The sequence below is a fragment of the Glutamicibacter sp. V16R2B1 genome, from assembly GCF_005774635.1.
GTDB lineage: Bacteria > Actinomycetota > Actinomycetes > Actinomycetales > Micrococcaceae > Glutamicibacter > Glutamicibacter creatinolyticus.
Map to the genome: position 1 here is coordinate 229453 of NZ_VATX01000012.1, position 17566 is coordinate 247018.

A 17566-nucleotide genomic window follows, 5' to 3' on the forward strand; every position below is an offset into this window, starting at 1 on the left:
TCCGGTTCTGGCCGGCGGCCAGTTTTTCGCGGCACGTCCCCTTGTGGGGCGTGCCGCTTGCCGTCTGCGCAAGTTGTCACCCGCACCAGGGCCGGCCGCGGGGCCTTAGCGCCCCAGCAGCAGCGCGCGTGATTCCAGGCCCGCCAGATAGTCCGCGAACCCGCCCTGCAGGCGACCGGTCAGCCGGCCGGAGGTGAGCACCGGGATCTGGGCAGTGGCCTGCAGCCGGGCACCGCCCGCCCGCAGCCGGCGCACCAGGCCCACATCCTCATGCGCCGTGACCGGTTCAAACCCGCCGGCGCGCAGGTAGTGGGCGGCGTTGAACGCCAGGTTTGCCCCGTGCACATGCCCGTGACCGGGTTCGGGCCGGTAGTGCTGCCGCCACTGCCGGTACCGGTGGGGTTCCAATTCCTTCTCATCGGGTTGCACGGTGCCCAGCACCGCGTCCGCGCCCCGGGCCGCGGCCAGCAGCAGCACCGTCAGCCAATTGACCGGCACCCGGCTGTCGGCGTCGCTGCACGCCACCCAGGTAGCCGCCGGGGAGGCGCCGCTTAGTTCCAGGGCCCGTTGGACCCCGGCCGCGCGGCTGGCCCCGACGCTGCCAAAGTTCCCGGGCAGCGCGTGGAAGCGGGCATCGGCGCGCACCCGGTCCCGCGCCAGCTGACCGGAGAGGTCGGTGCAGCGGTCCAGCACGAGCACCGCATGCAGTTCCACCTGCGGCGCGCACTGGGTGAAGCGGTCCATGGCGGCCGCCAGGTGGGCCAGGCAGGCGGGTAGGTGTTCTTCTTCGTTGTGCACCGGGATCACGATGGCCAGTGCCCGCAGCGGCTCATTCATCGGTTCCACCCTTCCGCCGGTAGATCTCCAGCAGGAAGTCCGGTTCGCGGTGTTCGACCACCGGATGCCAGCCTTGCAGTTCCCGGGCCATGGCGTGCACCGTTTCCCCGTCCAGCGTCCAGCCCTGGATCGGGTGCAGCCAGTGGCAGAGCACCAGTTCCCCGTCGGGCGCCATCTGCTGGTCACAGCGGGTGAGCAGTTCGGCCAGTTCATCGGCGGCCAGGAAGTAGCCGGTTTCGCTGATGACCACCAGGTCCCAGCCGTCCTGCTCCGTCGGCCACTGCTGCGGTACGGTCGCCTCACGCACCTGGGCGTGGGGCAGGTGGGCCAGCCGGTCACGGGCCGTGGTGACCGCGGTGGCGCTGGCATCCAGGCCCAGGAACCATTGACTGCGTTCGGCGAGCGCTGCGGACAGCTCCCCGATGGAGCACCCGACTTCCAGGGCCTGGCGGTAGCTGTCCCGGGCCAGGCTGGCCAGCAGCACCTGGCGCTTGCGCCGTTCATAGTCGCTGGTGCGGTAGTCCCATGGGTCTTCGCGCTGCTGGTAGAGCTGTTCGAAGACCTGTGAGGCGTCGCTGCCCGAGTGCGTGTTGGCGGGGGTGTAGCGCAGGACCTCGGTCCCGTTGCCGAAGTGGGCGCTGAACGCGGCGCTGAGCAGCACCTCGTCCCCGGGCTGGTCGGACAGCGGGGCCACTTGGGAGCGGTGGGCGGCCATGGCCGCGGCCTTGGCCTGCTGCTGCGCTTCGCTCAGCTGTAGGCGGCGCCAGTGGCGCCACCGGGAGTCCTGGTCTGGTTCGGCCCAGTGCCAGTACCAGAGCGGGAACTCCAGCAGCGCCAGCCCGTGGCGGCTGGCGGTCTCGGCGGCCAGGCGGCCCAGGGTCTCATGGTCGATGTGCCCGTCGCCGCGGTAGGTGGAGGCCAGCACCGTGGCGGGGCCGGCCAGCGCCAGCTCCAGGGCGTCGGTGATGGCCTTGGTGTGCCCTGCCAGCTGGCCATCGGGCAGCCCCAACACGTCCCAGGTCAACGTGCCGTGCGTGGTGGCCGTGGCATCCAGCTGGCGCAGTGCGTCGGCGATTTCCCGGCGGCGGATGGCGGCCAGCTGTTTGGGGCGGTGGGTGGGGGAGTCAGGGTGGGAGGCTTCTCCGGCGCTGCACACCAGCACGTGCACCGCGGCGCCGCGGGCCAGGCACTGCTGGATCAACCCGCCGGCGCCCAGGGTCTCATCATCCGGGTGCGCGGCCAGCACCACCAGGGTGCCGCCGGCGCCGGGCAGGGCCTGCTCTTCCAGTTCCCCCAGCCGCTGCCGGCCGGCCGCCCGCCAGGAGCTGGCGGGGGTTCCGGCATCCCGGTGGTCGAAGCTCACCATGGCCCACCGGCCTGCAGCACTTTGCCGCCCAGGGCGGCGTCATCCCGGGCCCCATGGTGCTGGCGCAGGTAGATGCCCAGGTCCGCGACCCGGCGGGCGTGCGCGTCATCCCCGACCAGGGGGCCGGGGCCGGTGGCCTCGGGGACCATGGCCAGCAGCCGCTGGCAGACGGCGGCGACGTGGCCGCGCACGGTCAGGGCGTCCGCCCAGTCCAGCCGTTGGGCATCGGCGCGCCCGGCCGCGTTGGCGAGCGCCAGCCCGGCACCGTGCAGCAGCCGGTGCCCCTCGCCGAGCCAGGACAGGGCCAGCTGGTCCGGTTCGCGGCGCTGGGCGGAGGCGAACAGCGTCCGGTACAGGCCCACCGCCCCGCCAAACCAGCAGGCGGCCACCCCGACCGCGCCGACGGCGAAGCCCGGACGGTCCAGGTACCACCCGGCGGCGCCGATGGGCTGGGCCGGCACGGCGGTGAAGTGCACGCTGCCGCTGGGGATGTGGGCCAGCCCGCGGCTGTGCCAGGTGCCCTGCTGCACCTCGACGCCCGCATCGCTTAGCTGCACGGCAAAGATCCGCCGGCCCTGCGCGGTGTGGGCGCTGACGATGGCCCGGCTCAGGTTCCCGGCCAGGGAGCACCAGGGCTTGGTGCCGTTCAGTTGCCAGGTGCCCTCGCCGTCCTGTTCGGCGGTGAGCAGCTGGTGGGGTGCCTCGGCCGCGTAGACGCCCCAGGTGCTGCCCGCAGCCCACTCGTGCCCGGCCTGGCGCAGGATGGCGGCCGCGTCCAGGTGGGGTTCGAGGGTGCGGGCGGCGGCCAGGTCAATGGCGGCGAGGGTGGCCAGCCATTGCCACAGCCCGGCCGTGTTTCCGGTGCCGGGCACCGGCGGGATGCCGGGGTGCGCACTGAGCACCCGCAGCAGCGGTTCGGGGTGGCCCTGGCAGTGTTCGGCCGCGGTGAGCAGTTGCCCGGCCGGCTCCCAGTCCAACGGATCCGCCGGTGCGGCGGGGTTCAAAACCACGGTCTGCACGCCCTCTGGGAGCACCTGATCACCTCATGTTCGCGTCCTGCAACGTGGCACCAGTGTGCAACATCAGGTGCCCGGCACTCCAGCGCTCCCATGGAGGATTCAGCAAACCCCCGCGTCAACCGGCAGCTGGCGGGCCGGTGGACCGGGGGTTGGCTGGGTTGGGCGGTTAGGGCATGGGGATGCGCACCCCGCGTTCGGCGGCGACCTGCCGGGCCCGGTCGTACCCGGCATCCACGTGGCGGATCACGCCCATGGCCGGGTCGTTGGTCAGCAGCGCCGTCAGCTTCGCGGCGGCCAGCTCGGTGCCATCGGCCACCGAAACCTGCCCGGCGTGGATCGAGCGGCCCATCCCCACCCCGCCGCCGTGGTGGATCGAAACCCAGGTGGCCCCGGAACTGGCGGCGCTCAGCGCGTTCAGCAGCGGCCAGTCCGCGACCGCGTCCGAACCGTCGGCCATCGCCTCGGTCTCCCGGTAGGGGGAGGCCACCGAACCCGAGTCCAGGTGGTCGCGCCCGATCACGATCGGCGCCGAGACCTTGCCCTCGGCCACCAGCTGGTTGAACAGCAGCCCCGCCCGGTGGCGCTCGCCGTAGCCCAGCCAGCAGATGCGCGCCGGCAGGCCCTCGAATTCAACGTGCTCGGCGGCCGCGTCCAGCCAGCGGTGCAGGTGCCCGTTCTCGGGGAACAGCTCCTTCAGCGCCCGGTCGGTGACCTCGATGTCCTTCGGGTCCCCGGACAGCGCCACCCAGCGGAACGGGCCCAGCCCCTCGCAGAACAGCGGGCGGATGTAGGCCGGCACGAAGCCGGGGAACGCGAAGGCCCGCTCATAGCCGCCCTTGCGGGCCTCGTCGCGGATGCAGTTGCCGTAGTCGAACACCTCGGCCCCGGCGTCCTGGAAGCCGACCATCGCCGCGACGTGGCGGGCCATGGAGGCCTGGGCCTTCTTGGTGAACCCGACCGGGTCGGCCTGCGCCTCGGCGTGCCAGGCCTCCAGGGTGTGCTCCACCGGCAGGTAGCTGAGCGGGTCGTGCGCGCTGGTCTGGTCGGTGACGATGTCCACCTGCAGCTCACCACGCTGCTGGCGTTCGAGCAGCTGCCCGAACACCTCGGCGGCGTTGCCCACATAACCCACCGACAGCGCCCGGCGTTCGTGTTTGGCGGCCATCACCTTGTCCACCGCGGTGTCCAGGTCCAGTTCCACCTCATCGAGGTAGCGCTTGGCGGCGCGGCGGCGCAGCCGGGCTTCGTCCACGTCCACGATCAGTACCGCCCCGCCGTTCAGGGTCACCGCCAGCGGCTGGGCCCCACCCATCCCGCCGCACCCTGCGGTCAGGGTCAGCGTGCCGGCCAGGGTGCCGTCAAAGCGCTTGCGTCCGATGGCGGCGAAGGTTTCAAAGGTGCCCTGCAGGATGCCCTGGGTGCCGATGTAGATCCAGGACCCGGCGGTCATCTGGCCGTACATCATCAGCCCCTCGGCCTCCAGCTTGCGGAAGTGCTCCCAGTTCGCCCAGTCCCCGACGAGGTTGGAGTTGGCGATCAGCACCCGCGGGGCCCACCGGTTGGTGCGCAGCACGCCCACCGGCTTGCCGGACTGCACCAGCAGCGTCTCATCCTCCTCCAGGTCCTTGAGGGTTTGGATGATCGCCTCGTAGGCGGCCCAGTTGCGTGCGGCCTTGCCGGTGCCGCCGTAGACCACCAGGTCCTCGGGGCGTTCGGCGACCTCCGGGTCCAGGTTGTTCATCAGCATGCGCAACGGCGCCTCGGTGGCCCAGGACTTGGCGCTTAGGGTGGTGCCGCGCGGGGCGCGGATGGTGTGCGGTGAGTGGGACGTGGTGGACATCTAGGCTCCTTAGCGCGGCGGATGTGCTGTTGCCTCCATCATTGGCCATCCGCGCCGACAGTGACACCGCTCACCGGCCGCTGTTGTCCGGGATCCCGGACTCTAGCGCCGGGTGGTGGCCCGCCGCCCGTGCAGCCGGGCGGTGAACTGGTCCGCCGTGTGCTTCAGGTCCTCCAGGATCCCGGCGCGCTGGGCCTGGTCCACCCGCGCGCCCAGGAACGTGACCGCCAGGGCGGCGGCCGGCCAGCCGCTGCTGTCCAGGATCGCCACCGCCAGGGAGTGGAACTCCTCGGTCACGTCCCCCTGCTCCACCGCGTACCCGCGCTCGGCGGTGAACTGCAGTTCACGGCGCAGCGAGGCGTAGTCGGTGATGGTGGTGCTGTTGGGGCTGCGGCTGATGAAGCTGGCCGGGCGCGGGTAGAGCGCGCGCACTTGGGATTTGGGCAGCTGGGCCAGGATCGCCCGGCCCGAGGCGGTCAGGTGCGAGGGCAGGCGCACCCCCACATCGGTGACCAGCGAGGGCCGGCCCTTGGCGCGTTCCTCCACGATGTACAGCACATCGGCCCCGTGCAGCACCGCCAGGTGCGCGCTTTGGCCCACCTTGTCCACCAGCTGCGCCACCAGCGGGGCGCCCAGGCGCGCCAGCGGCTCCTGGCGGGTGTAGGCGCTGGAGAGCTCAAAGGCGGACAGGCCCAGGCCATAGGCCTGTTCCTCCGGGTAGTGGGTGGCGAACCCCTGCTCGATCAGCACCCCCAGCAGCTGGTAGACCGTGGAGCGCGGCAGCTGCAGCAGCGTGCAGATCATCGCGGCCGGGGTGGGGGACTTGCGGCTGGCCAGCAGCTTGAGCACCCGCAGCGTATTATCCGCCGCCGGAACCTTACTGGCCACGCCCACCTCCGGGCAGCGTGCCCCTGGCCCGGCGGGCCGGGGCAGCCGGTGCGCGCACCGCTAGTTTCCCCGCTGCAGCGCGCGGTGCAGCTGCTCACCGGTGGGCGGATTCGCCCCGGAGCGGGCGACGGTCAGCGCGGCACTGGCCAGCCCGGCCTGCAGCGCGGCGCGCACCGGCGGGGCCGCGGGACCCGCGGGCCCACCGGTCAGGGAGGCGGGCAGGTCCGAGGTGAGGATCGCATCGAGCAGCCCGGACATGAACGCCGCCCCGGCGCCCACCGTGTCCACCACCTCGGTGGCCGGGGCCGGCAGGGCGAAGCTGTCGGTGGCGGTGCGGGCCTGGCAGCCCAGGGCCCCGCGGGTGAGCACCACCAGGCGCGGACCCAGCTCCAGCACCCGGTCCAGCACGGCGGCCGGCCCCAGCTGCGGGTAGAGCCAGGAGGCATCGGATTCGCTGAGCTTGACCACGTGGCTGCGGCCCATCATGAACCCGACCGCCTCGCGCACGGCCGCGGCGTCGTGCGCCAGCTCCGGGCGGATGTTCGGGTCGTAGCTGCGCAGCTGGTGCGCCGGGGACTGGGCGAACGCCTCGCGCACCTTGCTGGCCCCGGGCTCCAGCCAGGCGGCGATCGACCCGGCGTGCAGCAGGTCGGTGCGCGGGGGCACCACGTCATCGGGCAGGTTCCAGTTGATGTTGAAGCGGTAGCTGGCCCGGCCCTGGGCGTCGAGCTTGACCTGGGCCTGGTTCGTGGCGACCAGGCGCTGGGTGCCGTCGGCCAGCGTGACCCCGGCCGCGCGCAGGTGCCCGGCGATCAGGGCCCCGTGCTCATCGAGCCCGAACTCGGTGTGGAAGCTGACCTGGTGGCCCAGCCGGGCCAGGCCCACGGCCACGTTCAGCGGGGAGCCGCCCGGGTAGGCCCTGCGTCCCACCACGTCGACCAGGGATTCGCCAATCACAGAAATACGCGCCATGCCTCGATCCTATGTTGCAATCTATGTCCGCGATACCCGGGCGCTGTAGTGCCCGGCATCACACAGTGGTACCGTGGCGCTCGAGGCCCGCGGGCAGTGCAGACCCTGCGGCGCCACCACGGGCCAAGGGAGGGCCACGAGCGCAACACGGGCGGCACAACCATGCTGAGGGCCGGTCCACCGGCCGATGAGGGCACCGAAGGGAGCGGGAAGATGTCCGAGGAACGGATCGAGGAACTGCTCACGCTGTGCGTATCCCTGCCCTACGGTGAGCAGCGCAGCGAACTGCTCGAGGAGGCGCTGGCCATGGCCGAGCAGAGCGGGCAGGAGGACCTGGAATACCGGGTGCGGCTGCTGCTGGCCGACGCGTGCGCCATGGCCGGGGACAGCACCGGGCTGCTGGGCAACTTCCGCTGGTGCCTGGACCGCTTCGCGTCCAGCCCGCAGCGCTTCCCGGCCGATCCCGGGGACGGGGCGGACCTGTTGTGGCAGTACAAGTGGATGCCGGCGCTGCTCAGCTCCGACCCGCAGATCCCGGCCGCCGAACTGCGCCAGCTGCTGGTGGAAATGGCCGGGCACTACCGCCAGGCCGGGGCCGGGCTGAGCGCGGTGCACACCGCCGGATTTGAGATGGCGCTGGCCAACGGCTGGCTGGAGCAGGCCGCCGGGGAACTGGCCGCGCTGGAGGAAACCACCCCGGACGCGTACTCGCACTGCGAGGCCTGCCTGCGCTCCAGCATCATCAGCTACCACCTGGCCACCGGATCCCAGGTGCTGGCCCTGGCCGAACTGGACGAGCTGCTGGCCGGGGGAGAGAGCTGCGGGCAGGAACCGGAGCACGCGATCGGCGCCTGCCTGCTGGCGCTGCTGCGGGCCGGGCGCGGGGCGCAGACCAAGGCCCTGCACATCCGCAGCTACCAGGCCGCGCGGCGCGAACCGCAAAACCTGGGCCTGGCCGCCAGCCACATCATCTACCTGGCCGCCACCGGCAACCTCACCCGGGCGGTGCAGCTGGTCGAACGCCACCTGCCGCTGCTGGCCCGGGATCCGATGGCCCAGCGTGAACACCTGCTCTTCCTGTGCGCGCTCGGGCTGACCTGCCAGAAACTGGGGGAGCAGCAGCTGGGCGGGCTGCCGATCAGCGGCAGCAACCTTGCGGAGCTGGACGAATTCCTGGGCCGGCACGCCACCGTGCTGCCGGCCGACGTGCTGGCCCCGCTGGCCTGGGCGGCGGCCCGCGAACTGGCCGGACGCTTCGATGAACGCAACGCCAACACCGTGATGAGCGAACAGGTGGATAAGATCACCGCGCTGGCAGCCGCCGGCTGGGACCTGGACTGGGAGTCGGACAGCTCGCTGTCCCCCACCCCGGTGCCCGCCCCATCCAACGCCGCCGGATGGCTGAGCCGGGCCCGGGAATACACGGCCGCCGGGGACACCGTGCGGGCCGCGGCCGACGCGCAGCAGGGCCTGGGGCAGCACCCGCCGGCCGATGTGGCCGCCGGGCTGCACCAGCTGCTGATGATCCTGGAACTGGGTTCGGGCAACGAGGTCAGCGCCCGCGAACACCTGGGCGCCTACTGCCGGGCCCTGAGCGCGGCCGGGCACCGGGCCCTGGCCCAGCTGCTGGAGGGCGAGGGACTGGAACTGCATGTGGACGGGTCCACCGAACAGCTGCACGCCCTGGCCCGGCTGCACGCCGCCGGCAGCCCGGACCGGCTGGTCAGGGTGTACACCGGCACCTGGCTGGCCCACGCGCTGATGCGCCACGACGATTTCGAGCAGGCCGCCACCCTGGCCGGGACCACGCACCGGGCGGCGCTGGAGCTGATCGCGCGGATGCCGGCCGACGACGTGCGCGACGCGCTGCTGCACAACCTGTACTCCATCCGCATCATCCTGGCCTCGGCGGAGGCCGAACCGCAGGAACTGGAGCCGCTGATCCGCGCCTGGCGCAAATACAACCCCACCGCGAACTCGCTGGCCCAGGTGCGCAACTTCATGGGGCAGCTGGCCTCCGGCGACGGCCAGGCCCAACTGGCGCTGGAGTACACCGACGCCGCCCTGGAGGTCTTCCTGGGCTACACGGACCGGCAGCGGGCGATCAGCGCCGCGGACTTCAGCGCCGAACTGCTGCTGGAGCTGGGGGAGCCGGAGGCCGCCCGGGAGCGGCTGCGCCTGGGGCTGGGGCAGGCCACCCGGGCCGAGGACCCGCAGCGCTTCGCGTTCCTCTTCCGCCTAGCCCAGCTGCACGTGCAGGCCGAGGAACCCTATGAGGCGATCGACTACCTGCAGCAGGCCCTGGAAAACGGGCACCAGGTGCTCGACGAGCGGGAACTGGGGGAGGTACACGACCTGCTGGCCCAGGGCTACGCGATGAGCGAGCAGCTGCCGGAGGCGGCCGGGCACTGGCGGCAGGCGCTGGCGATCTTCGCCGCCACCGGTGAGGGGCTGCGCGAACTGCAGGCCGGGGAGCAGCTGGCCAACGCGCACCTGATGTTCGGGGAGCACGAGCAGGCCGAGCAGCTGAGCACCCGGCTGGTCGCCCTGGCCCAGTCGCTGAGTGAGGAACACGGGATCGCCGTGCTGCTGAACGTGCTGATGCTGCAGGCCGCGGTGCAGGAGGCCGCCGGCACCGGCGCCGCCGAGCAAAGCTACCGCCAGGCCGCCGAGCTGGCCACCGAACACCGGCAGGAGGCGCTGCTCGCCCAGATCCTGGTGCGCCACGCCCAGTACGCCGGCGGGGAGCAGGACTTCGCCCAGGCGGTGAGCCTGATGCTGCAGGCCGCCAACCACTTCGAGGACCTGGGGCAGGAATCCTCGGCCGCCCAGGCGATCGGGGCCGCGGCCAGCTACCTGGCCCTGGACGAGCGCCACCAGGAGGCGGTGATGCTCTTCGAACAAAGCCTGGAACGCGAGATCGGTGAACCCGGTGCCGAGCAGACCCTGCGTCACCGGCTGGCCGATTCGCTGGACGCGCTGGGCCAAAACGCGCGGGCCGCCACCGAACGGCGCCTGGCCGAACAGCTGGGGCAGTAGCCCCGGGCAGCAGGCCGCCGGCCCGGGGCCGCGGCTTGCCCGGGCGGGGTGGCAGCGGGCAGGGTGGAGGCATGGACGCGCTCTTTGACGACAGTGCCCTGCCGCGGCACCCGCACAGTCCCCGGCCCGGGGCACACCACCTGCCCGGGTGGCTAAGGCCGGCCGCGCAGCAGTGGATCACCCAGCGCTTCTTCGAATGGGGCCAGGGCCCGGCGCCGCCGCACTCAACGGTGGTTGCCGGGCACCCGATGAGCGTGCAGACCGTCTGCCTGGGCTGGCACTGGAGCCCGAACCGCTATTCGCGCACCGCCGATGACGTCAACGGGGCGCCGGTGGCACCGATGCCGCAGTGGCTGGTGGATCTGGGCCGCAGCGCGGTGCAGGCGGCCACCGGGGATCCGCGGCAGGCACGGGACTACCACCCGGATGCGGCCATCGTGAACTACTACGACGTGAACGCGACCATGGGCATGCACCAGGACCGGGAGGAGGCGGTCAACGCGCCGGTGGTGTCCCTGTCCATCGGGGACAGCGCCACCTTCCGGCTGGGCAACAACGAGCACCGCAACCAGCCGTACCAGGATCTGCGCCTGGCCTCCGGGGACCTGTTCGTTTTCCAGGGCCCGGCCCGCTTCGCCTACCACGCGGTGACCAAGATCCACCCGCACACCGCCCCGGCCGGGTGCGGGATCAGCAGCGGACGGATCAATATCACGCTGCGCCAGACCGGGCTGCGCTAGGCGCGCCCGCCGCGCCGCCAACGGATTCGGGCGCTAGGGGGCGGACACATCCAGGGTGGAAACCAGCCCCAGGTGGTCAGAATCCCCGGCCTCCACGCGTTCCAGGCCGGCCGGCTCCACCCCGCGCACCAGCACGTGGTCGATGCCCAGCACCGGGAACGGCTGGCGCGGCCAGGTCAGCGCCAGCCCCCAGCGGCTGTAGCGCACCAGCTCCAGCTGCCCGCTGACCGGCGCGAAGTGCCGGTCGGTGCTGGTCGCGTTGAAGTCCCCGGCGGCCACAATGCGCGGGGAGGGATCCTGCTGCACATACCCGGCCAGGTTGCGCAGCATCATGTCCCGGTCACCGTGCCCGGTGGGCCGGGCGGAGGCGGCATGCACCGTGTACAGGCGCACCGGCCCGGCCGCGGTTTCCACATCCAGGCGCAGCGCCCGATCCCAGTCCAGGCCCAAATCCAGGGGCTCGGCCCGGCTGATCGGGTACTTGGACCAGACCCCCACGGTGCTGACCGAGAAATGGTACGGGTGGCTGGAGGCCAGGGTGCGGCTCACCTCGGCGTCCTGCCCGGCACCCAGCTCCTGCAGGGCGATGACCTCCGCCCCGGCCTGCGCCAGGGAACGGGCCGCCGAATCCACCTGCCGTTCATGCACGTTCTGGGTCGCCACCTTCAGCCCCTGCACCGGTTCGCGGGCGGGAGCCGGCACCACCATCGGGCCGAAGATCAGCGCCCAGGCCACCGCCGGAACCAGCAGCATCAGGAAGGTGCCGCGCCCGCGCGCGGCCAGGGCAAGGAGCAGCAGCACCGGTACCCCCAGCCCCAGCCAGGGGGCCAGGTTGTCGATGACCAGGCCGAGCCCGGCCACGTCGGGAACCTGTTGGTGGAAAACCAGCAGCACGGTCAAGGCAAGGCAGCCGGCAATGATCAGCAGGCGCGCAAATATTCTGGATGCCGACAGGCGGCGTGATGCAACGTGGGACATTGGACTTCAACAGTGCCACAGAAACCTGCAAAAACAATCGATTTGCCCTGCGAAATGCTGTGGACGGTTCAGGCCCCTTCCAGGGGGCCGCCGGAGAGGCGATCTGCCGTGGGCGGCTGGTGATCCAAGACCCGGCGTTCCGGATTCTGCTGTTTTGCGGAGCGATACCCGGGCACCTCATCCTGCAGCGACTCATCTTCCAGCTCATGCCAGTCAATGCTGTCCACCGGGTTGTTCCAGCACGCGTTCTCGCGGCGGATGCGCCGGGTCTTCTCCCTGTCCACCCACGCCACCTTCAGGTGGGAGAAGTGATTGGCGTCAAGGACCTGCGCCGGGTAGCGGACCATGACCCGCGGCCCATAACTGGCGATTTCCTGGGCATGGATCAGCGACCCGTCCAGCTCCACCTCCAGATACGGGCATTGGTCGGCCTCGTGATGCTGGATCTGCGCCGGGTCCTCGGCGGCGGGCAAGCGTCCGCGTGATGCCCCCGTCGACTCGCCCTCCATCCAGCGCAGGACGGCACAGCCATTGAGCAGGCCACCGGTATGAAAAGGATCCCCCATGATTACAACTCCAACTCGTGCCGGGCCAACTGCAGCAGTTCACTAAGCGAACCCTGCGCGAAGGCCTGGCGCTGGCGGCGTGCCCCATTGCCGCGACGTACTGTTTCTTCCAATTCCTGACGGACGTACTCATAGTCCCCACTGTCCCGCAGGGCCGGCTCGATGTGGGTGAGCAGGGTCTGCAGGAAAGCCTCGGTGCTGGTGGTGCTGGAGGTCCAGGGGTTCAGCAGCGGGCCGTCCAACCCGTGCTTGGCCGCCTGCCAGAACGCGATGTCCAAGAATTCCGGGTCAAATTCCCGGTTGCGGCTCGGATATTTCACCGCCTGGTCCACCAGCCCGCGCACCAGCAGCGCCAGCAGCACCGAATCGGCGGCCCGCATCTGGGAGTCGGCCACCCGGATCTCCACGGTCGGCTGGTTTTCCGACAGGCGCATCGCCCAGCCCACGTGTCCACTGTCCAGGACCACGTCACTGGCCAGCACCCGGCCCAGGCGCCGGTCGTAGTCCCGGCTGTCCTTGAAGGCCGGCGGAATGCCCTGCACCGACCACCGGCGGTACTGGATGGTGCGCCAGGAGGCGAAACCGGTGTCCGCGGCCCGCCAGTACGGGGAGTTCGCGCTGATCGCCAGCAGCAGCGGAAGCCAGGGGCGCAGCGCGTTCATGGCCACGATCCCGTCCTCACGGTTCTCGATGCCCACATGGATGTGCTGACCGCTGAGGTAGTGCTCCGCGGCGATGCCGGGCATGTGCTGGGCAATGCGCTGGTAGCGTTCGGTGTCGGTGACCGTCGCGGTTTCGGTGCTGATCGCGGGAACCGCGCCCAGCCCCACCGCCATCAGCCCCTCGGCCTGCGCCGCGGAAGCCAGCTTGCGCCGAAAGGTGCGCAGCTGATCCAGCCCGTCCTGGGGGCTCTGGCAGACCCCGGTGGCGAACTCGATCTGGCAAGCCAGCCATTCCTTCTGGATCTCCCCTTCAAGCCGATGCGTTCCCAGTCCGAGCAGTTCGCCGCGCGGAACGGCGGGCAGACCGGTTTCCCCATCGAGCAGGAAGAACTCCTCCTCCACACCAAAGGTGTTCAACGTGTCCTTCCTTCCTTTCTCCCACGCACGCCACTTGCGTCGCCGGCGGGTGGGGGCCAGTGCCTGTCGGTAATCCTGGTGCGACACTAGGCCAGTGAGGCCGCCGCTGAAAGGGGACCGGGTGAATTCACATGCTGTGTTCAAGAAGCCATAGCGGAGCCTGATGGTAAACGGCAGGAAATTTGCTGAACCGTTCCGATGAATCCGTTGACATTTGTTTTATGCCCTGCCTGCGGCTCGTAGCGTGAGGGGCAGGAATCGGGCACGAATCCCCGTGCCGGCGCCGACCGGTGCTGACCGGGCACCCGCTGGCCGCTGTGGGGGTTCGTCGCCGAACACCGCCTTCATCTGCCTCGAACAACTCACGTAGGAGCGCACGCATGAACAAGCCAGCCAATCAACCCAATCAATCCGCCAACGCGAAGCACACCGGTCCGCCGGAGGATGCCGGAACCGGTTTCGGCCAGCGTTCCGAGCACATGACCACCAGCCAGGGCGCCCCGGTTCGCGATACCGACCATTCGCTGAAGGCCGGTCCGCGCGGCCCGGTGCTGCTGCAGGATCACCACCTGCGCGAGAAGATCACCCACTTTGACCACGAACGCATTCCCGAGCGCGTGGTCCACGCCCGCGGCGCCGGGGCCTTCGGGCAGTTCACCAGCTACGGCACCGCCGAATCGATCTGCGCCGCCGGGTTCCTGGAACCCGGACGCGTCACCCGGGTGTTCTCCCGCTTCTCCACCGTGGTCGGTTCGCGCGGCTCCTCGGACACCGTGCGCGACACCCGCGGCTTCGCCACGAAGTTCTACACCGAGGAAGGCGTCTTTGACCTGGTGGGGAACAACATCCCGGTGTTCTTCATCCAGGACGGCATCAAGTTCCCGGACATCGTGCACGCCGCCAAACCGCACCCGGACCTTGAGATCCCGCAGGCCCAGTCGGCGCACGACACGTTCTGGGATTTCGTCTCCCTGCACACCCCCGCCCAGGCGCACGCCATCTGGCAGATGAGTGACCGCGGCATCCCGCGGTCCTTCCGGATGATGGAGGGCTTTGGCATCCACACCTTCCGGCTGATCAATGCCGAAGGCAACAGCTGCCTGGCCAAGTTCCACTGGAAGCCCAAGCTCGGGGTGCACTCGTTGACCTGGGAGGAAGCCCAGCTGACCTCCGGGGCGGATCCGGACTTCCATCGCCGGGACCTGGCTGATGCGATCAGCTCCGGGCACTACCCGGAGTGGGAGCTGGGGGTCCAGGTGTTCCCCGATGACGGTTCGGAAAGCTTTGAGGGCATCGACCTGCTGGACCCGACGAAGATCGTGCCCGAGGAACTGGCCCCCGTCCAGCCGCTGGGGCTGCTGGAACTGAACGAGAACCCGTCGAACTACTTCGCCGAAACCGAGCAGGTGGCCTTCCACCCCGGACACCTGGTGCCCGGCATCGATGTCACCAACGACCCGCTGCTGCAGGTGCGCCTGTTTTCCTACATTGACACCCAGCTCAGCCGGCTGGGCGGACCGAACTTCTCCCAGCTGCCGATCAACCGTCCGCACGCGCCGATCAATGACACGTTCCGCGACGGGATGCACCAGCAGTACATCCACGAGGGGGTCGCGCCCTACAAGCCGAACTCGCTGGACGGCGGGTGCCCGTTCATGGCCGAGCCGGGCAGCGAAGCCCAGGCGCGGATGGTGGACTTCCCCGAGGCGGTCACCGAGGCGGTGAAGGAACGCGCCGAGCCGGTGGGCTTCAGCGATCACTTCAGCCAGGCCCGCCTGTTCTACCGCAGCCTCACCACCCCCGAACAGCTGCACGTGCAGCAGGGGTACTCCTTCGAACTGGGCAAGTGCAGCAGCGAGGAAGTGCGCAAGCGCCAGCTGCAGTGCCTGGCCAACATCGATGAGGAGCTGTGCGCCTCGGTCGCCCTCGCCCTGGGTCTGCCGGCCCCGCAACCGGATGAGGAGGTCAAGGATACGGCACCGAGTCCCGCGCTGTCCCAGGTCGGCCAGCAGTGGCCGGTCGATGGCCGCGTGCTGGGACTGGTTGTCAGCCCGGAAACCGACCTGGAGTTGGTGCGCCGGCTCAAGGACGAGGCGATGGGCCTGAACCTGCGGGTGCTGCTGGTGGCCGCCGACGGCGGCAAGCTGGCCGAGGACCTGCCGGTGGACCGCAGCTACCTCACCGCCCGCTCGGTGGAGTTCGACAGCATCCTGGTGGTCGGCCGGCACCGTGCCGCGCCCACCGCCAAGGTTCCGCTGGACACCAAGGCCGGGGCGGCCGGGGACCACGCCGGACCCGAGATGCTGGACCCGCGGGTGGGCCTGCTGCTGCAGGAAACCTTCCGCCAGTCCAAGGCCGTGGCCTACACCAGCCCGGAGCTGGAGCAGGACCTGGAGAAGCTGGCCATCCCGGCGGGCACGCCCGGGTTCGAACACCAAGATGCCGGGCAGGCCGTGACCTGGCTGGCCGGGCAGATGGCCCTGCATCGGGTGTGGCAGCGCTTCGGCGGTTAGTTCGCCAAACAACGCAAGACGACCTGGGGCCGTGGATCCGTGTGGGGGTCCACGGCCCCAGGTTCATTTGCCGTACCGGCCCCGCGTGGGCAGCGAGCGCCGCCAAACGGGGTGTGAGTCAAATAAAAAGAGGCACCAACGCCGTGGCGTTGGTGCCTCTATTATTGGCGGGCTGTGCCGCCGTCAGGCCGTTGCGGCCAGCTGCCGGCTACGGCTGGTTCTGTCCGCCGTTGACGTGGATCGTGGACCCGACCACGTAGGAGGCGTCGTCGGAGGCCAGGAACACGTAGGCCGGAGCCACCTCCACTGGCTGACCGGCACGGCCGAGCCAGGTATTGTGACCGAACTTCGGCAGCTTCTCGATGGGCTGGCCATCGGAGGGCTGCAGCGGCGTCCAGATCGGTCCGGGAGCCACCGCGTTCACACGCACGCCGCGTTCGGCGGCCTGCTGCGCCAGGCCCTTGGTGAAGTTCGAGATCGCGCCCTTGGTGGCCGCATAGTCCAGCAGGTGCGCGGAGGGTTCGAACGCCTGGATGGAGGTGGTGTTGATGATTGACCCACCCTCGCCCAGGTGCTTCAGGGCGGCCCGGCTGAGGGTGAACATCGTCAGGATGTTCACGTCAAAGGTCGCCTCCACCTGCTCATCGCTCAGCTGGTCGATGGACTCGATGCTGATCTGCTTGCCGGCGTTGTTCACCAGGATGTCCAGCCCGCCCAGGGCCTTGACCGCCTCGTCCACCAGCGAATCACGGTAGCTGCGGTCCCGCAGGTCACCGGGCAGGTGGTGCACCTCCACACCGGCCTCCTCCAGCACCTGCGCGATGCTCAGCGCGTCGCTTTCCTCCTGCGGCAGGTAGGCCAGCGCCACGTCGGCGCCCTCGCGGGCAAACGCGATGGCCACGGCCGCGCCGATGCCCGAATCACCGCCGGTGATCAGCGCGCGCTTGCCGGTGAGCCGATCCCGGCCCTGGTAGGTGCGCTCGCCGTGATCGGCCAGCGGGATCATCTCGCTGTCCAGGCCCGGTTCGGGCTGACGCTGTTCGGGTGGGGAGATCTTCTCCTTGCCGGCGCGCTGGGCGCGGTCCCCGTCCCCGCCGCCGGAGGAGGTTTCCACGCCACCGGTGCCCACCGGCTCGTGCGGGGCGCCGGGCCCCGCCTGCTTGCGGCCGCTGTGACCGTCCCCGGTGCCGACCGGTTCGTTGTGCTGTGGCACGCCGGAGGTCGATTCCTCGTCGTCGTCGCGGTCGGTGTGGGCGGTGCCTACCGGCTCGTTGTGTTCGGCGCTGGACGTGGTGTCCTTGCTGCTGGTGTCGTTGGGAGTGCCCACCGGTTCGGTGTGCTTCTGTGGATGTCCAGGGTTCTGGGACTGATCATGGGACATGATTGTTTCCTCCTGCTTTCGACATTCGACGGTAGGAGACCGCGCCGCCTCGGGCGACGTAGCCCCTGCTTCAATCCACAGTCTTACAGGCTTGCCCGGCGTCGACAGGCAGGGCAGGGTTTTCACGGAGAAAGCTCAGACGATACTCGGATTCGATTAAGGCGTGCCCGTTTTTGTTCTCACCGCGGGATAATACGACCGGCGACGGTGGCCTTCTCGGTGTTAGCTGGGATTTCCCGCAAAGCCGCACACACGCCCTGTTACCAGCCTGTGAGGTGGTCTAGCGTGATGCGAATAAGGGGCCTGCACCGGGCACGGCCGAACGTCCGGGACGGTGAACCAGGGTCA

At 70.1% G+C, this 17566-nt stretch carries 13 protein-coding genes; 3 read left to right on the top strand and 10 right to left on the bottom strand.

The features are described from left to right. Positions 1 to 105: 105 nt before the first annotated feature. The 6 genes from FDN03_RS08445 to FDN03_RS08470 form a co-directional block, all read right to left on the bottom strand. Positions 106 to 837 (bottom strand): glycosyltransferase, encoded by a 732-nt coding sequence (locus tag FDN03_RS08445; RefSeq protein WP_138175925.1) that lies wholly within the window; start codon positions 835 to 837, stop codon positions 106 to 108. Next, complete coding sequence (locus FDN03_RS08450) at positions 830 to 2203, bottom strand: bifunctional PIG-L family deacetylase/class I SAM-dependent methyltransferase (protein WP_138175927.1); 1374 nt, start codon at positions 2201 to 2203, stop codon at positions 830 to 832. The genes FDN03_RS08445 and FDN03_RS08450 overlap by 8 nt, the downstream gene beginning before the upstream one ends. Further along, entirely contained in the window at positions 2197 to 3237 is a 1041-nt protein-coding gene (locus FDN03_RS08455) for an acyl-CoA dehydrogenase family protein (protein WP_249354438.1), read from the bottom strand. Before FDN03_RS08455 ends, FDN03_RS08450 begins: the two co-directional genes overlap by 7 nt. Before the next feature lie 151 nt (positions 3238 to 3388). Further along, positions 3389 to 5062, bottom strand: coding sequence for a urocanate hydratase (locus FDN03_RS08460; RefSeq protein ID WP_138175929.1), 1674 nt, complete (start codon positions 5060 to 5062; stop codon positions 3389 to 3391). A gap of 102 nt (positions 5063 to 5164) precedes the next feature. Beyond that, positions 5165 to 5950 carry an IclR family transcriptional regulator gene (locus FDN03_RS08465; RefSeq protein WP_138175931.1) on the bottom strand — a complete coding sequence of 262 codons (786 nt, stop codon included), beginning with the start codon at positions 5948 to 5950 and terminating at the stop codon, positions 5165 to 5167. Between the two features lie 60 nt (positions 5951 to 6010). Further along, complete coding sequence (locus FDN03_RS08470; protein WP_138175933.1) at positions 6011 to 6922, bottom strand: carbohydrate kinase; 912 nt, start codon at positions 6920 to 6922, stop codon at positions 6011 to 6013. Positions 6923 to 7135: 213 nt separating this feature from the next. On the opposite strand from FDN03_RS08470, the gene FDN03_RS08475 reads away from it, so the two are divergent. Next, positions 7136 to 9961 (top strand): hypothetical protein, encoded by a 2826-nt coding sequence (locus tag FDN03_RS08475; protein ID WP_138175935.1) that lies wholly within the window; start codon positions 7136 to 7138, stop codon positions 9959 to 9961. Positions 9962 to 10032: 71 nt separating this feature from the next. Continuing rightward, complete coding sequence (locus FDN03_RS08480) at positions 10033 to 10701, top strand: alpha-ketoglutarate-dependent dioxygenase AlkB (RefSeq protein WP_138175937.1); 669 nt, start codon at positions 10033 to 10035, stop codon at positions 10699 to 10701. A gap of 33 nt (positions 10702 to 10734) precedes the next feature. Here FDN03_RS08480 and FDN03_RS08485 read toward each other — a convergent pair whose 3' ends face one another. From FDN03_RS08485 to FDN03_RS08495, 3 genes are all read right to left on the bottom strand, one after another. Next, a complete protein-coding gene (locus FDN03_RS08485) occupies positions 10735 to 11679 on the bottom strand; it encodes an endonuclease/exonuclease/phosphatase family protein (protein ID WP_138175939.1) in 945 nt (314 codons plus the stop codon). 68 nt (positions 11680 to 11747) lie between these two features. After that, positions 11748 to 12245 carry a hypothetical protein gene (locus tag FDN03_RS08490; protein WP_138175941.1) on the bottom strand — a complete coding sequence of 166 codons (498 nt, stop codon included), beginning with the start codon at positions 12243 to 12245 and terminating at the stop codon, positions 11748 to 11750. A gap of 2 nt (positions 12246 to 12247) precedes the next feature. Then, positions 12248 to 13324, bottom strand: a complete 1077-nt coding sequence (locus tag FDN03_RS08495; RefSeq protein ID WP_171021183.1) for a glutamate--cysteine ligase — start codon at positions 13322 to 13324, stop codon at positions 12248 to 12250. A 380-nt stretch (positions 13325 to 13704) separates the two neighbouring features. Here FDN03_RS08495 and FDN03_RS08500 point away from each other — a divergent pair, with 380 nt between their 5' ends. Continuing rightward, positions 13705 to 15837, top strand: coding sequence for a catalase (locus tag FDN03_RS08500; protein WP_138175945.1), 2133 nt, complete (start codon positions 13705 to 13707; stop codon positions 15835 to 15837). Positions 15838 to 16045: 208 nt separating this feature from the next. Here FDN03_RS08500 and FDN03_RS08505 read toward each other — a convergent pair whose 3' ends face one another. Next, the gene (locus tag FDN03_RS08505) at positions 16046 to 16891 is read right to left on the bottom strand and encodes an SDR family oxidoreductase (protein ID WP_246049904.1); all 846 of its coding nucleotides are present in this window, start codon (positions 16889 to 16891) and stop codon (positions 16046 to 16048) included. Positions 16892 to 17566 lie beyond the last annotated feature (675 nt).

Coding starts and splice junctions, on each gene's coding strand:
- FDN03_RS08445 (WP_138175925.1), bottom strand. CDS start 837: ATGAATGAGCCGCTGCGGGCACTGGCCATCGTGATCCCGGTGCACAAC.
- FDN03_RS08450 (WP_138175927.1), bottom strand. CDS start 2,203: ATGGTGAGCTTCGACCACCGGGATGCCGGAACCCCCGCCAGCTCCTGG.
- FDN03_RS08460 (WP_138175929.1), bottom strand. CDS start 5,062: ATGTCCACCACGTCCCACTCACCGCACACCATCCGCGCCCCGCGCGGC.
- FDN03_RS08470 (WP_138175933.1), bottom strand. CDS start 6,922: ATGGCGCGTATTTCTGTGATTGGCGAATCCCTGGTCGACGTGGTGGGA.
- FDN03_RS08475 (WP_138175935.1), top strand. CDS start 7,136: ATGTCCGAGGAACGGATCGAGGAACTGCTCACGCTGTGCGTATCCCTG.
- FDN03_RS08480 (WP_138175937.1), top strand. CDS start 10,033: ATGGACGCGCTCTTTGACGACAGTGCCCTGCCGCGGCACCCGCACAGT.
- FDN03_RS08485 (WP_138175939.1), bottom strand. CDS start 11,679: ATGTCCCACGTTGCATCACGCCGCCTGTCGGCATCCAGAATATTTGCG.
- FDN03_RS08490 (WP_138175941.1), bottom strand. CDS start 12,245: ATGGGGGATCCTTTTCATACCGGTGGCCTGCTCAATGGCTGTGCCGTC.
- FDN03_RS08500 (WP_138175945.1), top strand. CDS start 13,705: ATGAACAAGCCAGCCAATCAACCCAATCAATCCGCCAACGCGAAGCAC.